The organism is Effusibacillus dendaii (assembly GCF_015097055.1).
Classification (GTDB): domain Bacteria; phylum Bacillota; class Bacilli; order Tumebacillales; family Effusibacillaceae; genus Effusibacillus; species Effusibacillus dendaii.
In genome coordinates this window covers 992174-1010436 of sequence record NZ_AP023366.1, presented here as the reverse complement: position 1 = coordinate 1010436, position 18263 = coordinate 992174, and the positions used below count along the sequence as shown (strand labels likewise).

Sequence of the window (18263 nt, the reverse complement as noted above, 5' to 3'; positions counted from 1 at the left end):
CGGAGGTACGACATGAACAGCAAAGAGCTGCAAACGATTTTTCACCGGCTAGATGTAGGATCTGTGTCCTATGATGAACCAATGTCCAAACATACAACATGGAAAATTGGCGGTCCTGCTGATATGTTGGTGATTCCTTCCGAGATTTCGCATCTTCAGTTGTTGGCAAGCACATGTGCAGAGCACCAAATTCCTTGGATGGTGGTTGGCAGGGGTTCGAATCTGTTGGTAAAAGACGGTGGAATTCGCGGTGTTGTCATAAAGCTGTCAGACAACTTTGCAAACGTGTCGGTTGCCGGTAATCAACTTACCGCCCAAGCGGGACGGTCTTTTGTTTCAGCGGCGAATACTGCGATTCGTAACGGCTTACAAGGGCTCGAGTTTGCAACCGGAATTCCGGGCACTGTCGGCGGGGCCGTGATGATGAATGCCGGAGCGCATGGAGGGGAAACGAGAGATGTTCTCATCAGCGCCGATATTGTCGAAGAAGACGGCTCGATCCGAACTCTGCAAAATCGTGATCTGCAGTTTGCGTATCGGTACAGCATACTGAAAGATTGCCCACGGATCGTCGTGCAGGCTACGTTTCAGTTACAACCGGGAAATACGGAAGAAATGCAGAAAAAGGTCCGCGGTTGGACGAAACGCAGGCAAACGACGCAGCCGCTGCAACTGCCGAATTGTGGATCTGTGTTTCGGAATCCGGAAAATACGCACGCCGGATTTTTAATTGAACAGTCAGGTTTAAAAGGAACTGTGATCGGCGGAGCGCAAATATCGGAACTGCACGGAAACTTCATTGTCAATGTGAACCATGCAAAAGCGGCCGATGTGTTGGCGCTTATCGAACTGGTACAAACGACAGTCCACAATCGGCACGGTATTACGCTCATCCCTGAAGTACGAATCGTAGGAGAGGATTGACAACAGGAACACAGCAGGGGGTGGCGAAGTGGGGAAATTTGCCGTTGAGGGAGGGATCCCGCTCACTGGTTCCGTTCGCGTGCATGGTGCCAAAAACGCCGCTCTGCCGATTTTGGCAGCCAGTGTAATGGCAAAAGGCGAAAGCATCATTTATGATGTTCCGGATCTTGAGGACGTCCGTGTGATGCAAGCAATCCTGACCAGTTTGGGAGCCCGCGTCAAACGGGAAGGTTCCACAATTACAGTGGATTCGACCGGAATCTGTTCCACTGAAGTGCCGGATGATCTGATGCGGCAAATGAGATCTTCCATTTTTTTGATGGGGCCGCTTTTGGCCAGATACGGGTCGGTTCGTGTTTCGAAACCGGGTGGATGTACAATCGGATCACGGCCAATTGATTTGCATGTAAAGGGATTGCAGATGTTAGGGGCTGTCATGAAAGAAAGTCACGGGTTCCTCTACTGCGAAGCGAATGGATTAAAAGGGACTTCGTTCTATCTCGATATCCCGAGCGTGGGCGCGACAGAAAACATTTTAATGGCCGCTGTATTGGCTAAAGGGAACACGATTATTGGCAACGCGGCGAGAGAGCCGGAGATTATTGATCTGGCTGATTTTCTGAACAAGATGGGGGCAAAAATCAGAGGGGCAGGGGAAGCCACCATTTTTGTCGAGGGTGTATCGGAACTAAAGCCGGTCGAGCATACCATCATTCCGGATCGTGTTGTAACGGGAACGCTCATGATTGGGGCAGCCATGACCGGCGGTCGAATTCACCTGGAAAATGTAAATCCCTCTCATCTTGGAGTCGTAGCGACCAAACTGATGGAAACCGGTGTTGAAATTGAGTTTGATCATGATATAATGACTGTAACTTCAAACGGTCGATTAAAATCGGTCGATCGGATTCAAACTTCTTACTACCCGGGATTTCCGACAGATCTGCAAGCGCCCTTTATGGCGTTGTTGACAATTGCGGAAGGCACTTCCATCATTTCGGAGACTGTGTTTGAAGAACGCTACAAACATGTCAGCGAACTGCGAAGAATGGGGGCCCGTATCAAGGTGGACCTGCGAACCGCCTTTATCGAAGGGGTTCCGGAACTGACCCCGGCTCAAGTGGAAGCAACCGATTTGCGAGCGGGAGCCGCACTCGTATTGGCTGGTTTAGCTGCCAAAGGCATCACCACAATCGATCAAATTTACTTGATTGATCGCGGATATGAACGATTTGAGGAAATGTTGGGGGCTCTGGGTGCCCGTATTCACCGGATGCAGGACTGAATTTATGATCGGAAGCGGCATATCCCTTGGTTATGCCGCTCTATTTATGGAGGCATTTGACCGTGGCGGAAGAGAAACGTAAGCCCCGTAGAAAAGCATTGATTCTTTTGGTGATCTTCTTTTTGGGAATTGCCGTTTCTGTTTTTTTTAAGTCGCCATTATCGAAAGTGCGGTCCGTGCAGGTGACAGGCAACAGTCAGGTATCGGCCGATGAAATTTTAAAGGCCAGTGCCGTCCAAATCGGCATGAACTGGTGGCAGGTCAAAGCGGACCAGATAGATAAACAGGTGGAAAGCCAGATTCCATTGATACAGAAAGCGGATGTTGCAGTAAAGTTTCCCGGCAATGTGGTGATCGCGGTGGCGGAAAAATCGGTTGCGGCCGTGTTGATTCACCAAGGCGTCTATTACCGGCTGCTTACGGACGGCACAGTGTATGACAAAATGAAAAGTTTGACCGGGACAAGCTTGCCTCTTCTCGTATCGGACCGCTCCTTCCCGGTGGAAATCGGAAAGCAGATTCCAGACGCGGACGTTCAGAAATTTTGCCAACAAGTAGTCAATATTAACCGGACTTTATTGGATCAATTCTCCTATTTTCAGATTCAGAACGGAAACTTGTGGTCTGCTTGGACGGTTGACGATTTTGAAATTCGTTACCCACCCGGCGATCTGTCAACTACTTTATCAATCTACGACAAATTTTGGAAACAACAGTTGGCAAAAGACAACAAACCGCCCGGAATCATTTATATTTACGGGGCTGACGAAGCTTGGTACGAAAAGCGGGCAAGCGCTCCGGCCAAGAAGGAGTGAGTGTTGCGTGAAAACGGATAAGACTCGACTTGCCTTGACCTGGTTAACCATTTCTGCCACGTTGGGATTTATGATCGCGTTGCAGTACAAAAGCACGCAACAAATTAACGACGTAGCCGGCTGGAACTCATCGAACAAGGATGTCCAGCAAGCAACTGACAAACTGACTGCCATTCAGAAAGAAAACAAAGCTTTGGAACAGCAGTTGAATGATTTAAACAAACAGATTGTGTCCTACGAACAAGAGGCTTCCAAATATGATACATCCGATATTAAAAATCAGCTCAGCAATGCGCGGATTTTGGCAGGCACCACGCCAGTGGAAGGACCAGGCATCGTTTTGACGGTGGATGACAATCGGTCTGCCAAATCGTCCAATCCGGTTACACATGATACGGATGTAATGCGGCTCGTCAATGAACTGTTTCTTTCAGGCGCCGAAGTGGTCAGTATTAATGGGGAACGTGTCGGTGTTGCTTCCGGCATCATGTGTGTGGGGCCTACAGTCAGAGTGAACGACCGTCTGCTGACAGCTCCCTACAAAATTGAGGCAATCGGAGATCCTGCCACCTTAATCAAGGGCCTCACATTTCCGGGAGGCATGTTGGACGTTTTGTCAAGCAAGGACCGCGGTCTGCAAATTCAAGGTCCGAAAGAGATGCAGAAGATCAAGATTAGCGGAAATGCCGGAATTCAAAAATAATTTCGGCTGTAAACGTTAGCATAATCAGAGAAACTTTGCCGAGAGAGGGGTGGGAGGATGCAGGGACAACCGAGCCAAAGACTGAAATGGAGTTTGTTTAGTGTCAGCGCATTGTTGGGGCTTATGCTGACGGCACAAATCACCTCAAGCAAAACGGAACCGAAATTTAATGCGGACGTGATTCAGATCAAAAGTGCATTATCCCATGAAATCCAGCAACGATCACAATTGAAGTCGAAGATCTATGAGATGCAGGACAAATTGAATCAATATAAAAGTTTTCCGGAAAATCAACAAGCCGTTCTGGAGCAGATGAAAAAAGAGTTGACCAAGGCCGAGGCGGCCGCCGGATTGAAACCGGTGGAAGGAGACGGCATTCGCATTGAAATTAAAGAAAGTCCCACTTTTTCAATGTGGGAACCAAATGCCCGCCTGCCGCATCCGGCAAAGTATCACATATGGGATTATGAGTTGGACTATCTGATCAACATTCTGCGGGCAAATGGAGCGACCGCCATTTCTTTTAACGGACAGCGGATTGTTTCCTATAGCGGGATTCGTGAAGTAGGAATCAGCCTGGATGAAAAAACGCAAACCGTTTATCCGGGCGTTATGCAGGTGAACTTTTATCCGGTCAGCTATCCGTATGTGATTGATGCGATTGGCGATGTGGAAAAAATGAAGGCGGCCGTCATGACCTATATAGGTGAGGATTATTTTATTCCGAAAGGGAAAGAGTTCGTACTGTCGGATGCGGTCGGTGACAACAAGCTGAAATTGCCGGCGTTTACAGGTACTCTGCATTTTAAATACGCTACGGAAGAAAAAGCGGAAGGAGCAGCCCAACCATGATCTTGATTTCCATATTTGGATTGGCTCTTGGAATTGTACTCGGGCTCGTCTTTAACATAAATATTCCGACGCAGTACAGCAGTTACATGTCGATTGCCATTTTGGCCGCGCTTGATACGGTATTCGGCGGAATACGGGCCGGTCTTGAAAATCATTTCGACAGCCGCGTCTTTATCAGCGGATTCTTTTTCAACACGTTGCTGGCTGCACTTTTGGCGTATATCGGCACACAGTTGGGAGTCGATCTTTATTTGGCTGCTGTCTTTGCGTTTGGCGTTCGCTTGTTTCAGAATATCGCCGTGATTCGCCGGGTGTTGATGAGCAGGGGAAAGAAGCCGTCAATTGAAGAAAGATAATTCCGTCACCATTTTTATACTTTCGGCTGTCGAAAAAGGCTTCCTCTATTAGACGCTGCTTCTTCTTGAATATGCTTCGGTAGAAGCATTTTTTAAGAAAGTTTCTTAGAAAAAAAGGGATTTCGTGCGCTGTGTTGAATCTTATTTAGAGGCGGATGTTTTTTACAACTAAGGTTCGCCAGAGGCTTGGCGAAGCCAGGTTTTCTTTATGCTTAGGGAGGTGCCACTGATTGACTAAGGGCGAGATCATCGTCAGTTTGGATATTGGAACATCCAAAATACGTGCTATCATCGGGGAATACAACGGATCGACCCTAAGCGTAATCGGAGTCGGATCGGCTGAAGGCGAAGGAATTCGAAAAGGTTCTATCGTTGATATAGATAAGACCGTTCAATCCATTCGGGAAGCGATTGAACATGCGGAGCACATGGTAGGCATTCAAATCGATTCGGCGTTTATCGGGATCACCGGCAACCATATTGTTATGCAGCCGAGTCATGGGGTGGTTGCCGTTTCCTCTCCTGATCGGGAAATTGGCGATGAAGATATGGATCGGGTTCTGCAGGCCGCAAAGGTAATTGCCGTACCTCCCGATCGTGAAATCATCGGCATTGTTCCGAAACAGTTTATCGTTGACGGATTGGATGAAATTACAGATCCGCGCGGTATGGTCGGTGTCCGTTTGGAAGTGGAAGGCTCGATTGTAACCGGTTCCCGGACGGTCATTTCCAATTTGTTGCGTTGCGTAGAAAGGGCAGGCATCAAAATTTCCGGGCTGGTGCTTTTGCCTCTCGCAGCCAGTACGATTGCTTTATCGAATGACGAGAAAAAATTGGGCGTAGTGGCTGTCGATATCGGAGCGGGGCAGACAACCGTGTCCGTTTTTGAGAACGGGTCACTGTCTGCAATTTCAGTATTGCCGATCGGCGGCGATCATGTTACGAATGACATTGCGATAGGCTTGCGTACACAAACGGAAATGGCAGAAACAGTCAAGCTCCGTTACGGGTGTGCAATGGTTGCCGCTGCCTCACAAGAAGTCACCTTTAAAGTGTCCCGTATAGGAAGCAACACGGATAAAGAATTCAGCCAGTTTGATCTGGCGAATATTATTGAACCCCGCTTGCAGGAAATTTTCCTAATGGTTCGGCAGGAAGTCGAACGGATGGGATTTGTGAAAGAAATACCGAGCGGATACGTGCTTTATGGTGGCGTGTCCTGCATGCCTTCCGTAGACAAACTGGCAGAATATGAGTTGGATGCACCTGTACGAATTGCGATACCTGACCAGTTGGGGGTTCGCGATGCTTCCTTCATCAATGGTGTCGGAATTCTGCAATATGCGATACGCAATTATATGAAACGTGTGCATACGCATACCGCCGCTCCCTCTGTCCGTAAAACGGGCGGGTTTCTGGACCGGATCAAAAACTGGTTCAGCGAGTTTGTGTAAAAAACAATCGGAGCATCAGTTTGGGCTTGTGAACACTTGGCTGATAAGATTGAGGAGGATAAAGTATGTTGGAATTTGATATGGAGATTGACGCTCTTGCCCAAATCAAAGTCATCGGATGCGGTGGCGGCGGTTGTAATGCGGTCAACCGAATGATTGAGTCCGGCATCAAGGGCGTTGAGTTCATCACGGTAAATACGGATGCGCAGGCCCTCCATTTGTCGAAGGCTCATCACCGTTTGCAAATTGGCGAAAAGCTGACACGCGGTTTGGGAGCGGGAGCGAATCCGGACATCGGCAAAAAAGCGGCAGAGGAAAGCCGGGAACAAATCATGAACGCATTGCGGGGAGCGGACATGGTATTCGTTACAGCCGGCATGGGAGGCGGTACCGGAACGGGCGCTGCACCGGTTGTTGCGGAAATTGCAAAAGAATTGGGCGCCCTGACGGTCGGTGTAGTGACAAAGCCGTTTACATTTGAAGGACGCCGTCGTATGCTTCAGGCCGAGCAGGGGATTGCCAACCTGAAAGAAAAAGTGGATACTCTGATCGTGATTCCGAATGACCGTCTGCTTGAGATCGTCGATAAAAACACACCCATGCTGGAAGCGTTCCGTGAGGCGGATAACGTTCTGCGTCAGGGTGTATCCGGTATTTCTGATCTGATTGCAGTTCCCGGCTTAATCAACGTAGACTTTGCCGATGTGAAAACGATCATGACGGAGCGCGGTTCGGCGTTGATGGGGATTGGAATCGCAAACGGTGAAAACAGGGCGACGGAAGCAGCAAAGAAAGCGATTTGCTCTCCCCTTTTGGAAACTTCAATCGATGGCGCACGCGGTGTTTTGATGCATATTTCAGGCGGATCAAATCTTTCCCTGTTCGAGGTGAATGAGGCGGCAGACATTGTGTCTTCCGCAGCCGATCCGGAAGTGAACATGATCTTCGGTGCTGTAATCAATGAAAATCTGGATGATGAAGTCGTCGTTACAGTGATTGCTACCGGATTTGAACATAAGGAACGTCCCATGGCCGCAAGACCTGTAAACAAACTGGAAGTACGTCCTTTCCAAGGTGCAGGATCTTCCCAGGATAATCTCGATGTTCCCGCGTTCTTGCGACGCAATTCCGATAAATAACCGTATATTATACTCTCCAACACAATACTCTCAACATAGAACGTGAATGTGTGAAGGGAATCGCAAACGGGCAGTTCCAGCGATCTTCATAATTCACGTTTTTTCAATTGCCGCCCCCCACGGCTTTCTTCCGTTCGAAACTTTTCCCTATTCTACTGTCAAGTTGCGACAAAATTTGTAATAGACATTAATTATACTGGGTTTATCGAAAGATGCGGGAGTGAACCGCATGAAAGTTCTCTATGCAGATGAAGTCTGGTTGCTTAATTTTATAATGGATGCGGCCATCTTGCGGATTGCCGTTTGGATGGCAAAAAGCAGGGTTAGTTGGCGGCGGATCTTGGCCGGTGCCTTGTTAGGGGCTTGCTATGCATTACTGCTCTTTGTGCCGGGAGCTACGGAAGAGACGGTCAGTTGGTTTGCCAAACTGTTATTTTCCTGTGTGATAGTGGTCATCACGTTTGCTCCCAAACAGCCGCTTGATTTTATCCGGTGTTTTGGACTTTTTTATCTGGCCTCGTTTGTGGTGGGTGGAACCGCTTATGCAGTGAATGCGTTTTTTGCGCAGAGCGCTGTATTGGGGGGGATGGTGGTCGTTTCAGAGGGAGCCGTATGGTCACTGAACATCCGGTATTTTTTGATACTGCTGTCGCTGCCTCTGGCCTACATAGTCGGCAAGTCCGCTTGGTTCCGCATCCGACGTTTCCAGCAAAGGCAAGCAAATTTGTGGAAAGTAATCATTCACTTGGATGACAAACAGGTAGAACTGATCGGATTGCTCGATACGGGGAACGGATTGACAGATCCTGTATCCGGGTCGCCTGTCGCAGTTGTCGAATGGCAGGCGATCGAAGAGTTCCTCCCCGATTCCCTGCTTGCGGCCTATCGTGAGAAACGGGATATTACTCTCAATCTGGGCCAACAAGCAATCGAAGAGGAATGGCAAGCTCGTCTGCGGATCATCCCCTATCGCGGAGTGGGCGGAAAAGTAGGGATGTTGCTCGCGTTTCGTCCGGCTCGCCTGCTTGTCTCACAAGGGGCGATTCAGGAAGAGGCAAAGAATATATTGGTTGCAGTCAACCCTCTGCCGTTATCAAATGATCACGCATATCAAGCGATTTTGCCGCCCGCTTGTGTGTCGACAACCGTATTGGCATCCTAAACAGTCAGTTGACTAGAATTTTTTCGGATAGGGGAAGGGGATTCGTACTGCATGATCACCATGCATAAGCTTCGATTGCAACTTCGTTTGTTCTATCTGCGTATTTTGTTTAAACTGGGCACGCAACCGGAGGAAATCTACTATGTAGGGGGCAGTGAAGCGCTGCCGCCGCCGCTTTCGCGGGAGGAAGAAGAATTTTTATTAGACAAATTACCCTCCGGTGATGAAGCCGTTCGCGCTGTCTTGATCGAACGAAATCTGCGATTGGTTGTCTATATTGCCCGTAAATTCGAAAACACCGGCATCAACATTGAAGATCTGGTATCGATCGGTACAATCGGTTTGATCAAAGCGGTCAACACGTTTGACCCGCAGAAAAAAATCAAATTGGCCACTTATGCATCACGTTGCATCGAAAATGAAATCCTGATGTTTTTGCGGCGAAACAATAAGATTCGTTCGGAAGTGTCGTTTGATGAACCTCTAAATGTGGATTGGGACGGCAATGAATTGTTGTTGTCTGACGTTTTGGGGACGGAAAACGATACAATTTACCGCAATATAGAGGAACAGGTGGACCGTAAACTGCTTTACAAAGCACTCAATAAACTGTCCGCCCGGGAGCGTCGCATAATGGAACTTCGCTTCGGGTTGCTGGACGGCAAAGAAATGACGCAAAAAGATGTGGCCGATCTGCTGGGCATTTCGCAATCCTATATTTCACGCCTTGAAAAGCGCATTATCAAACGGTTGCAAAAAGAATTCAACAAGATGATTTGATTTCCAGCGCTGCATAATAATTCCCTCTCAGGAAATACTGTTGACGAATCCCGTGGCGGACCTTCAACGGGGAGGGAATCGTATGAAACGTAACAAAGTGGAAATTTGCGGCGTAAACACAGCTGAGCTTCCTGTTCTGAACAACACCGAAATGCGCAAATTGTTTGCCGAGCTGCAGCAAGGGGAATTGTCCGCCCGAGAAAAACTTGTCAATGGAAATCTTCGTTTGGTTCTTTCTGTCATTCAGCGTTTCAACAACCGGGGCGAATATGTGGATGATCTGTTTCAAGTGGGATGCATCGGTTTGATGAAAGCGATCGACAATTTTGATCTGGGGCAGAATGTGAAATTTTCAACCTATGCAGTTCCCATGATCATCGGAGAAATACGCCGCTATCTAAGGGACAACAACCCGATCCGGGTCAGTCGGAGTTTGCGTGACATTGCGTACAAAGCGCTGCAGGTCCGTGATATGTTGACCAACAAAAATTTGCGGGAACCGTCGATCAACGAAATATCAGAAGCGATGGAAGTGCCCAAGGAAGATGTCGTGTTTGCGCTTGACGCGATACAGGATCCGGTCTCTCTGTTTGAACCGATCTACCACGACGGCGGCGATCCGATTTATGTGATGGACCAGATCAGTGACGAAAAAAATCAGGATTCGCAATGGGTGGAAGAGATTGCAATTCTGGAAGCGTTGCAGAAATTAAATGAACGGGAGAAGCGGATTTTATCGATGCGTTTTTTTGAAGGGAAGACGCAAATGGAAGTGGCAGATGAGATTGGCATCTCGCAAGCGCAAGTATCCCGGCTTGAAAAATCGGCCATCAGCCATATGCAAAAATATATTCGCTCCTGAATTACGGCTCGGATTCGCTTTCAAAGTCGCTGCGGCGACTTTTTATTTTTGTCTTGCATATAGTGTAAAAAGACGAATTTTATCCAGTGAGGGGTTGCTATGATCAAAGTATCCGAACTGCAATCGAAAGATGTGGTAGACATCGGAGACGGCAAGCGTTTGGGAACGGTCGGCGATCTCGATATCGATTTGGAGAACGGGGTTGTAACGGCGATTGTGGTTCCTTCAGGGGGCCGATTTTTCGGATTGTTCGGCGGTGGGCAGGACTATGTGATTCCCTGGGACCAAATTATAAAAATCGGTGCCGATGTGGTATTGGTGGAATTGAATCCGGTTCGCACGCATGTGCCGCCAAAATCAGGATCGGCTAAAAGCACCGGATCTGCCAAGAGCGCCACAGGATCTGTCAAAAACACCGGCAGTACGGCGCCCAGTTATGAAGAGTCGGAAGGATATTGAGATGCCGATCGAGAAATGGGTGAAAAAATACGTGACGGCGTAGTTTTCAACAGCCTGGAAAGTAAATTTTTTGGTACAATAAGTTGACCAAAATTTATTGCTTTCCTGCGACAGGGACAAGCAGGTGAAAACGGGAATGACAGCTGGAAAAGGGGAGACCGAAATGAAACCGATTCCATTGATTGAGGCGCCATCGATTAATCAAACCGGGATTGCAAGAGGATGTTTTACGACTCGTTTGGGCGGAGTTTCAACAGGAGTCTGGGATTCATTAAACCTGGGATTGCATGTAGGCGACGAACGGGAGAATGTGGTCGCGAACCGGACGCTTGTCGCAGAGCAATTGGATGTGCCGCTGGAAATGTGGGTGTGCGGCGAACAGGTGCATGGCAACCGTGTAACAGTGGTAGAACAGGACGACAAGGGAAAAGGGGCTTATTTTTATGAGCAGTCCTTGCCGGGAACCGACGCGTTGGTCAGTCATCAACCGGGGCTGATGCTTGCCACGTTTGCTGCCGATTGTGTGCCGATGCTGCTTTTGGACCCTGTCAACACAGTGATTGCCGCCGTTCATGCGGGGTGGAAAGGCACCGTTAAGCAGGTGGCCGGGGAAGCGGTGAAAACGATGGGGGAGCGCTTCGGGTCAAGGCCGCAGGATATTCTGGCAGCGATTGGTCCCAGCATTGACCGTTGCTGTTATGAAGTAGACCAGCAGGTGTTTCTTCCATTCATTGAGGAATTTTCCGGTGGGGAACGGTTTTTTACCGCGAACGAGAGACATCGGTGGCAATTGTCGTTGCCGGAAGCAAACCGGCAGATTTTAATAGACAGTGGATTGCTGCCGGAGCATATTGAACGAGTGGGAGGCTGTACCGCCTGCGATACGGAAACGTATTTTTCGCACCGGGCGGAAAATGGAAAAACGGGCCGCTTGGCAGGTTTGATTGTTCTTCGCTAAATTGTGCAGGAAGCAGGAAATTGAGCGAAGAAGAAGAATATTTATCCATTAGAACGATTGTGGTGATATGCAGATGGATTATCAACAACGGATCTCTTTTGTGCGGGAACGTATCCGTACCGCCTGTGAGCGGGTGAAACGGTCTCCCGATGAAGTAACTTTAATCGCTGTCACAAAATATGTAGACGTGGAAGCAACCCGCGAACTAATTGAAGCGGGACTGACCGATTTGGGCGAAAATCGGCTGCAACAGGCGCTGCCCAAGTTGACCTTATTGGCAGACGCAGCCCGTTGGCATTTTATTGGCAGTTTGCAAACAAACAAAGTCAAGGACGTACTGCCTTATTTCTCTGTGATTCATTCGCTCGACCGTCTGTCTTTGGCGAAGGAGATCCAGAAACAGGCGGAGAAACTGGACATTCAGGCATCCTGTCTGGTACAGGTCAACATTTCCGGCGAATCAACAAAAAGCGGCCTCTCTCCAAACGAGGTTCGCGATTTTCTGGAAGAGACCATCCGGTTGCCGCGAATTCATGTATGCGGCTTGATGACGATGGCACCGGCCGTCCATGATCCGCAGGAGACGAGGCCATTTTTCAGAGGGTTGCGGGAACTGCGAGATACGCTGAAGGCGGATTTTCCCGGTTTAGAGCATCTTTCGATGGGGATGTCCGGTGATTTTGAAGTGGCGGTCGAAGAAGGGGCTACCCTGGTACGTGTCGGGAGCCTATTAGTAAAACCGTAAACGGCTGGAGGATTCAGGAATGTGGACGAAACTGATGCAATTTTTTGGTTTGGCAGATGAAGCACCTGCTGAGAAAACACAAGGTACAGACTATCAGGAACAACCGTCCGATGTCGTTCCGTTGCAGCGGAGAGCGGCGGTAGTAAATTTACATACGCAAAAACAGGTACGGTTGGTGTTGTGCGAACCGGAATCTTTTGAGGAATCTCAACAGATAGCGGATCATTTGCGCGGCCACCGTCCAGTTGTGTTAAACTTGCATAGAGCGCAGTTTGACCATGCCATCCGCATTATGGATTTTATTTCCGGCACAACCTATGCTTTGGGCGGCAAGATGGAAAAGATTGGACACCAGATTTTTATCTGTGTGCCAGATACCATCGAAGTGCATGGAGCGATTACCGATCTGCTGAAACAGCAGCAGGAAATGGGCGCCATTGTGTCGAGAAGCCAAACGAGGTGAATTCATGTATCAGTTAACGCATATTATCAGTTATTTGTTTGAAATATACTCCTTTCTTGTGATTGCCAGGGTTTTAATGTCCTGGGTGCCCGATATGGAGCGGACCGGTTTTGGTCAATGGCTGGTTCGTTTGACGGAGCCGTACCTGGCAATTTTCCGGCGTTTTATTCCTCCATTTGGCATGATCGACATTTCGCCGATTGTAGCCCTCTTGGCGCTGCAATTGATTGAGCGCGGATTGATGACAGTGCTGGGAAGTTTTTTCTAATAGGAGGAGAGGTCATAGATGGATCATCTGTTGATGCATTATCGACCGGAAGAAAAACCGTTTGTACAGCGCATGCACGAGCTGGCAACTCGGGTTGCCGATCGGCATGCTCCTCATTTAACCGGATTTCTGGACCCAAGACAGGTTCAAATTATAACCAACATCGCCCGCACAGTGGGCGATCTTATTGTTTATACAGACGGTGGATGGCCAGGGGCAGAGCGGCAAAGAGCCTTATTAGCCCCTGAGTATTGGCGGCCGGAAGCGGGCGAAATGGAACTGGGATGGCTGCGAATTGAGATTCCGGGCGAATATGTGTCGTTAAAACATGGCGATTATTTGGGGGCCATCGTAGGGCTCGGTTTAAAACGGGAAAAAATCGGAGATCTGTCGGTGCACCCGGATGGCTGTGATATGGTGGCGGAAAAAGAGATGGCCGATTTTTTGCGGATTCATTTGAACAAAGTCGGACGCGCGTCCGTGCTGGTACGGGAAATCAAGGCAGGCGATTTCCGGCCGCCGCAGATTCAATTTTCGGAGCGGGAATTTACGGTAATGTCGTTGCGGGTCGACGCGGTGGCGGCGGAAGGATTTCAGATGTCACGCAATAAAATTGTGGATCCCATTCGCAGCGGGAAACTTCAGTTAAATTGGCAGACGATTCAGGACCCGGGCCTGCAGGTGGCGGAAGGTGATGTGATTTCGCTGCGCGGATCGGGGCGAATCCGGATTTTTTCAATCGGCGGCCAAACCAAAAAAGGGCGGACCGTTGTAAGGATCGGGAAATATCTCTGAAAATCGGCAGGAATCAGGGGGATTTTGTCGAAATAAAGGGATAAGAGCTGTGATTTGGCAGTTTTCTCGATATCTTTTGGAGGTGCCTATTTTATGCCCTTGTCGCCGATGGATATTCACAATAAGGAGTTCAGCCGTTCGTTTCGCGGGTATAACGAAGATGAAGTGAACGAGTTCCTTGATCATGTGATAAAAGATTATGAAGCGGTGCTTCGCGATAAAAAAAACCTGGAAGAAAAAGTGGCCCAATTGAAGGAGTCGCTTGCCCGCTTTGAAAACATTGAGGAAAGTCTGAGCAAATCGATTCTGGTTGCCCAGGAAGCGGCGGAAGAAGTGAAGGCGAACGCCCGTAAAGAAGCGCAGCTGATTGTCAAAGAATCGGAGAAAAACGCAGACCGCATCGTGAATGAAGCGTTGATGCGATCACGCGAAATTCAGATGGAAATTGAAAATATGCAGCGACAGGCGGCCGTTTACCGCTCCCGCTTCCGGTCTTTGCTGCAGGCACAGATCGAATTGTTGGAGTCAAAGCAGTGGGATCTGTTGGAAGAAGAACAAACATCCTAACGATCCCTGTTTGACGAGTTCCGTTCTTTTGCATATAATAAATTTCAAATTTATAGTATGAGCGATGAGCGGGACAAGTACGGATGGAATGCTTTTACAGCGAACCGGGAGGGTGGAAGCCGGCTAAAGCGGAAAATCCGGAATATCACCCGTGAGCAGCTTACCGAAAATCGGAACCATGGTGGGTCAAGCAACAAAGAAATTCGCCGCCAATATTACAACGTTTAGTAGGATAAGCCGGTTTATGACACCGTTACCCGTCATTCCAAGAGATCAGGTTTTGCCTGATAATCAGGGTGGTACCGCGGGAGTTCAACTTCTCGTCCCTTTGGGGCGGGGAGTTTTTTATTTTTCAGGGCGATACAATCAAGGAGGAAATCGTATGTCGATCGATTACAGCAAAACGCTGAATTTGCCGGTGACCGATTTTCCGATGCGGGGCAATTTGCCGCAGCGCGAACCGGAAATTCAAAAACAGTGGGAACAAATGGATCTGTACAAAAAGGTACAGGCGAGCCGTCAGGGGAAACCGAAATTTATTTTGCATGATGGTCCTCCTTACGCAAACGGCGATATTCATCTGGGACACGCCGTCAACAAAATTTTGAAAGATATGATCGTAAAGTCAAAAACGATGGAAGGCTACGACGCTCCCTACGTACCGGGCTGGGATACGCACGGACTGCCGATTGAACAGGCGATCATCAAGAATAAAAAGATCAATCGGCATGAAATTCCGGTCACAGAGTTCCGGGATATGTGCCGTGAGTATGCGCTCGGTTTCATTGACCGGCAAAGAAGCCAGTTTAAACGGCTTGGCGTGCGGGGAGACTGGGAGAATCCGTACATTACGCTGCTTCCCCAGTATGAGGCGGCGCAGATTCGCGTATTTGGCGAGATGGCTGCCAAAGGCTTGATTTACAAAGGGATGAAGCCTGTTTATTGGTGCGCCAGCTGCGAGACCGCTTTGGCGGAAGCGGAGATCGAATATACAGATAAAAAATCGCCTTCCATCTATGTGAAATTTAAAGTGGTAGACGGGAAAGGGAAACTGCCGGAGGGGTCTTCCATCGTCATTTGGACGACGACGCCCTGGACACTGCCAGCCAATGTGGCGATCGCGCTGCATCCGGAAATTGAGTATGTGTTGGTGGAAACAAACGGTGAACAACTGCTGCTTGCCAAAGAATTGATGAGTGAAGTGCTGCAGGCGGCAGGCTATGAGGAGCCTGGCAAAGTGGCAGCAACGTTCAAAGGGGCTGAACTGGAACGGGTTGTTGCGAAACATCCGTTTTTTGACCGGGAATCGTTAGTCGTGCTTGGCGATCATGTGACGCTTGACGCCGGAACGGGCGCCGTTCATACAGCGCCTGGACACGGGATGGAGGACTATCTGGTTGGATTGCAGTATGACCTGCCCATTCTGGTGCCGGTTGATGACCAGGGCAAGTTTACCGGTCAGGCGGGGCCGTTTGCAGGCCAATTTTATGCAAAAGCGAATGGACCGATCCTGGAGACGCTGCAGCAAAACGGGGCGCTCCTGCATCATACGGAAATGGATCATTCCTATCCGCATTGCTGGCGCTGCAAAAATCCGGTGATTTACCGGGCAACAGAGCAATGGTTTGGATCCATCGACAAGATCCGCGACGAACTGTTGAAGCAAATTGAACAGGTGAAGTGGAATCCCTCCTGGGGAGAAGTCCGCCTGCACAACATGGTCGCGGAACGGCAGGATTGGTGCATTTCCCGGCAGCGGGTGTGGGGCGTGCCGATTCCGATTTTTTATTGCACCGATTGCGGCGGTGAATTGATTACGCCCGAAACAATTGATCATGTGGCGAATCTGTTTGCGGAACACGGGTCGCAGGTGTGGTTTGAGCGCGAAGCGGAAGGACTGCTGCCGGAAGGAACGGCATGTTCATGCGGCAATCGCAGATTCCGCAAAGAGACGGATATTATGGACGTATGGTTTGACTCCGGATCGTCGCATATTGCCGTTTGCGACCACAGGGAAGAACTGCAGTGGCCGGCAAATTTGTATTTGGAAGGTTCGGATCAGTACCGCGGCTGGTTTAACTCCTCTCTGACGACGGCCGTGGCGGTGAAAAATCAGGCCCCCTACAGGGAAGTGCTGTCACACGGATTCGTATTGGACGGTGAAGGCCGCAAAATGTCAAAAAGCCTGGGCAACGTGGTGGATCCGTTGAAAGTGATGGAACAGCTTGGCGCGGACATTCTCCGCCTGTGGGTGGCTTCGGTTGATTACCGCGCGGATGTGCGGGTATCCGATGCGATTTTGAAACAGGTGGCGGAAGTCTACCGCAAAATCCGCAATACGTTCCGTTATTTGCTTGGCAACGTATATGACTACGATCCAAATCAGCATGCGGTGCCGTTCGATAAAATGCTGGAAATCGATCGCTGGGCGATGCACAAAGTGGAACAATTGAAACAAAAAACGATCAAGGCGTACCGCAATTATGAGTTTCATGTGGTGTTTCACGATATCAACAATTTCTGTACGGTCGATATGTCCGCGTTTTATTTTGATGTGTTGAAAGACCGTGTGTACACAAGCGCTCCCGATTCGACAGAACGCCGGTCCGCACAGACGGCCATGCACCATATTTTAACTGAATTGGTGAAACTGTCCGCTCCGATTGTCACACATACGGCGGACGAAGTATGGAACTATGTGCCGGGTGCGGCAGAAGAAAGCGTACAATTGACCGAGTGGGGAGAAGTACGATCCGATTATTTGGATGAGCAGCTTGATGCCAAATGGGATGAGATTTTGAAGCTGCGCGATGAGGTGTTGAAAGCGCTCGAAACGGCTCGTCAGGAAAAAGTGATCGGCAAATCTTTGATGGCCGCAGTGGATCTCTATCCGCGAACGGAAGCCGCCCTGCAAATTTTGCAAAATACGCCTCGTTTGCAGGAGGTATTGGGCGTTTCCGAAGTGAAGCTGTACGCGGCAGGCGATGCGGTTCCCGCCGATGCTGCGTCGTACGACGACTTGTCGATCCGGGTGCGGGTGGCAGAAGGGGAAACGTGCGAACGCTGTCGAATGGTAACGCCGGAAGTTGGCAAACGGGAAGACCATCCGTTATTGTGCCCGACCTGTGCGGACACGGTAAAATTTTTTCCGGTTGCGTAATAGGAGAACAGATAACCCTCTCGTGGAAAGCGGATCTGCGCCTGAATGCGGAGGCTTAGAAAAACACCTTGCTTACCTGTTGCTTGTTATCATACGGGCGACAGGTAATTTATTTTACTTATTTTCGGTGGTGGGGGAATCCAGATTTCGAATTTTCCGAAGTTTAACTGTGTTAAAATAGAATAACGAAAACCATTGAAAGTAGTGAGCATTATTGTGGCCTGGATACTACTGATCCTTACTGTATTTGTGGCGTCTTTGTTACAAACAAGCACAGGATTCGGTTTTTCTATTGTGGGTACACCTTTTTTACTTATGATTTATTCAGCTCATACAGCTATCCAAATTAATATGATACTTTCACTTTTTATTTCCATTTTTATGATCTTTAAAATTGGAAAAGAGGTAGATAAGCCTCTGTTATTTCGACTCATCAAAGGTAGTTTAATCGGTATTGACATATTGATAACAAGTTTCTGAATAGTTCTTGATTAATCAGTATCTATCGTGTTCTCT

The 18263-nt window shown here is 48.9% G+C and carries 20 protein-coding genes and 1 other annotated feature; all 20 genes read left to right on the top strand.

Translation table 11 applies throughout. From position 1 onward, the window contains the following. Positions 1–12: 12 nt before the first annotated feature. The 20 genes from murB to skT53_RS05190 all read left to right on the top strand — a co-directional run bounded on the left by murB (position 13) and on the right by skT53_RS05190 (position 18227). Complete coding sequence (murB, locus tag skT53_RS05285; RefSeq protein WP_200760112.1) at positions 13–924, top strand: UDP-N-acetylmuramate dehydrogenase; 912 nt, start codon at positions 13–15, stop codon at positions 922–924. 28 nt (positions 925–952) lie between these two features. Next, positions 953–2209 carry a UDP-N-acetylglucosamine 1-carboxyvinyltransferase gene (murA, locus tag skT53_RS05280; RefSeq protein ID WP_200760111.1) on the top strand — a complete coding sequence of 419 codons (1257 nt, stop codon included), beginning with the start codon at positions 953–955 and terminating at the stop codon, positions 2207–2209. A 62-nt stretch (positions 2210–2271) separates the two neighbouring features. Then, complete coding sequence (locus skT53_RS05275) at positions 2272–3024, top strand: cell division protein FtsQ/DivIB (RefSeq protein ID WP_200760110.1); 753 nt, start codon at positions 2272–2274, stop codon at positions 3022–3024. A gap of 7 nt (positions 3025–3031) precedes the next feature. Then, positions 3032–3727, top strand: a complete 696-nt coding sequence (locus skT53_RS05270; RefSeq protein WP_200760109.1) for a DUF881 domain-containing protein — start codon at positions 3032–3034, stop codon at positions 3725–3727. Positions 3728–3784: 57 nt separating this feature from the next. Next, positions 3785–4579 carry a DUF881 domain-containing protein gene (locus skT53_RS05265; protein ID WP_200760108.1) on the top strand — a complete coding sequence of 265 codons (795 nt, stop codon included), beginning with the start codon at positions 3785–3787 and terminating at the stop codon, positions 4577–4579. Continuing rightward, positions 4576–4935: a small basic family protein gene (locus skT53_RS05260; protein WP_404828938.1), complete on the top strand. Its 360-nt coding sequence runs from the start codon at positions 4576–4578 to the stop codon at positions 4933–4935. The genes skT53_RS05265 and skT53_RS05260 overlap by 4 nt, the downstream gene beginning before the upstream one ends. A 230-nt stretch (positions 4936–5165) precedes the next feature. Beyond that, entirely contained in the window at positions 5166–6389 is a 1224-nt protein-coding gene (gene ftsA / locus skT53_RS05255) for a cell division protein FtsA (protein WP_200760107.1), read from the top strand. Between the two features lie 65 nt (positions 6390–6454). Further along, entirely contained in the window at positions 6455–7528 is a 1074-nt protein-coding gene (ftsZ, locus tag skT53_RS05250) for a cell division protein FtsZ (RefSeq protein WP_200760106.1), read from the top strand. Between the two features lie 229 nt (positions 7529–7757). After that, positions 7758–8690: a sigma-E processing peptidase SpoIIGA gene (gene spoIIGA / locus skT53_RS05245; protein WP_200760105.1), complete on the top strand. Its 933-nt coding sequence runs from the start codon at positions 7758–7760 to the stop codon at positions 8688–8690. Between the two features lie 51 nt (positions 8691–8741). Beyond that, positions 8742–9470, top strand: a complete 729-nt coding sequence (gene sigE / locus skT53_RS05240; RefSeq protein ID WP_200760104.1) for an RNA polymerase sporulation sigma factor SigE — start codon at positions 8742–8744, stop codon at positions 9468–9470. An 82-nt stretch (positions 9471–9552) separates the two neighbouring features. Next, a complete protein-coding gene (gene sigG / locus skT53_RS05235) occupies positions 9553–10332 on the top strand; it encodes an RNA polymerase sporulation sigma factor SigG (RefSeq protein ID WP_200760103.1) in 780 nt (259 codons plus the stop codon). A gap of 99 nt (positions 10333–10431) precedes the next feature. Next, entirely contained in the window at positions 10432–10791 is a 360-nt protein-coding gene (locus skT53_RS05230) for a YlmC/YmxH family sporulation protein (RefSeq protein ID WP_200760102.1), read from the top strand. Between the two features lie 136 nt (positions 10792–10927). Beyond that, a complete protein-coding gene (pgeF, locus tag skT53_RS05225) occupies positions 10928–11749 on the top strand; it encodes a peptidoglycan editing factor PgeF (RefSeq protein WP_200760101.1) in 822 nt (273 codons plus the stop codon). Between the two features lie 73 nt (positions 11750–11822). Further along, positions 11823–12494, top strand: a complete 672-nt coding sequence (locus tag skT53_RS05220) for a YggS family pyridoxal phosphate-dependent enzyme (protein WP_200760100.1) — start codon at positions 11823–11825, stop codon at positions 12492–12494. Positions 12495–12513: 19 nt separating this feature from the next. Then, complete coding sequence (locus skT53_RS05215) at positions 12514–12957, top strand: cell division protein SepF (RefSeq protein WP_200760099.1); 444 nt, start codon at positions 12514–12516, stop codon at positions 12955–12957. A gap of 4 nt (positions 12958–12961) precedes the next feature. Beyond that, positions 12962–13225, top strand: coding sequence for a YggT family protein (locus skT53_RS05210; protein ID WP_200760098.1), 264 nt, complete (start codon positions 12962–12964; stop codon positions 13223–13225). 18 nt (positions 13226–13243) lie between these two features. Next, a complete protein-coding gene (locus tag skT53_RS05205; RefSeq protein WP_200760097.1) occupies positions 13244–14020 on the top strand; it encodes a YlmH family RNA-binding protein in 777 nt (258 codons plus the stop codon). Between the two features lie 93 nt (positions 14021–14113). Further along, positions 14114–14587 carry a DivIVA domain-containing protein gene (locus skT53_RS05200; RefSeq protein WP_200760096.1) on the top strand — a complete coding sequence of 158 codons (474 nt, stop codon included), beginning with the start codon at positions 14114–14116 and terminating at the stop codon, positions 14585–14587. A 55-nt stretch (positions 14588–14642) separates the two neighbouring features. Next, positions 14643–14918: a binding site (T-box leader), on the top strand. A gap of 57 nt (positions 14919–14975) precedes the next feature. Then, positions 14976–17747: an isoleucine--tRNA ligase gene (gene ileS, locus skT53_RS05195; RefSeq protein WP_200760885.1), complete on the top strand. Its 2772-nt coding sequence runs from the start codon at positions 14976–14978 to the stop codon at positions 17745–17747. 204 nt (positions 17748–17951) lie between these two features. Then, on the top strand, positions 17952–18227 hold the full coding sequence (locus skT53_RS05190) for a TSUP family transporter (RefSeq protein ID WP_200760884.1): 276 nt from the start codon (positions 17952–17954) through the stop codon (positions 18225–18227). Positions 18228–18263 lie beyond the last annotated feature (36 nt).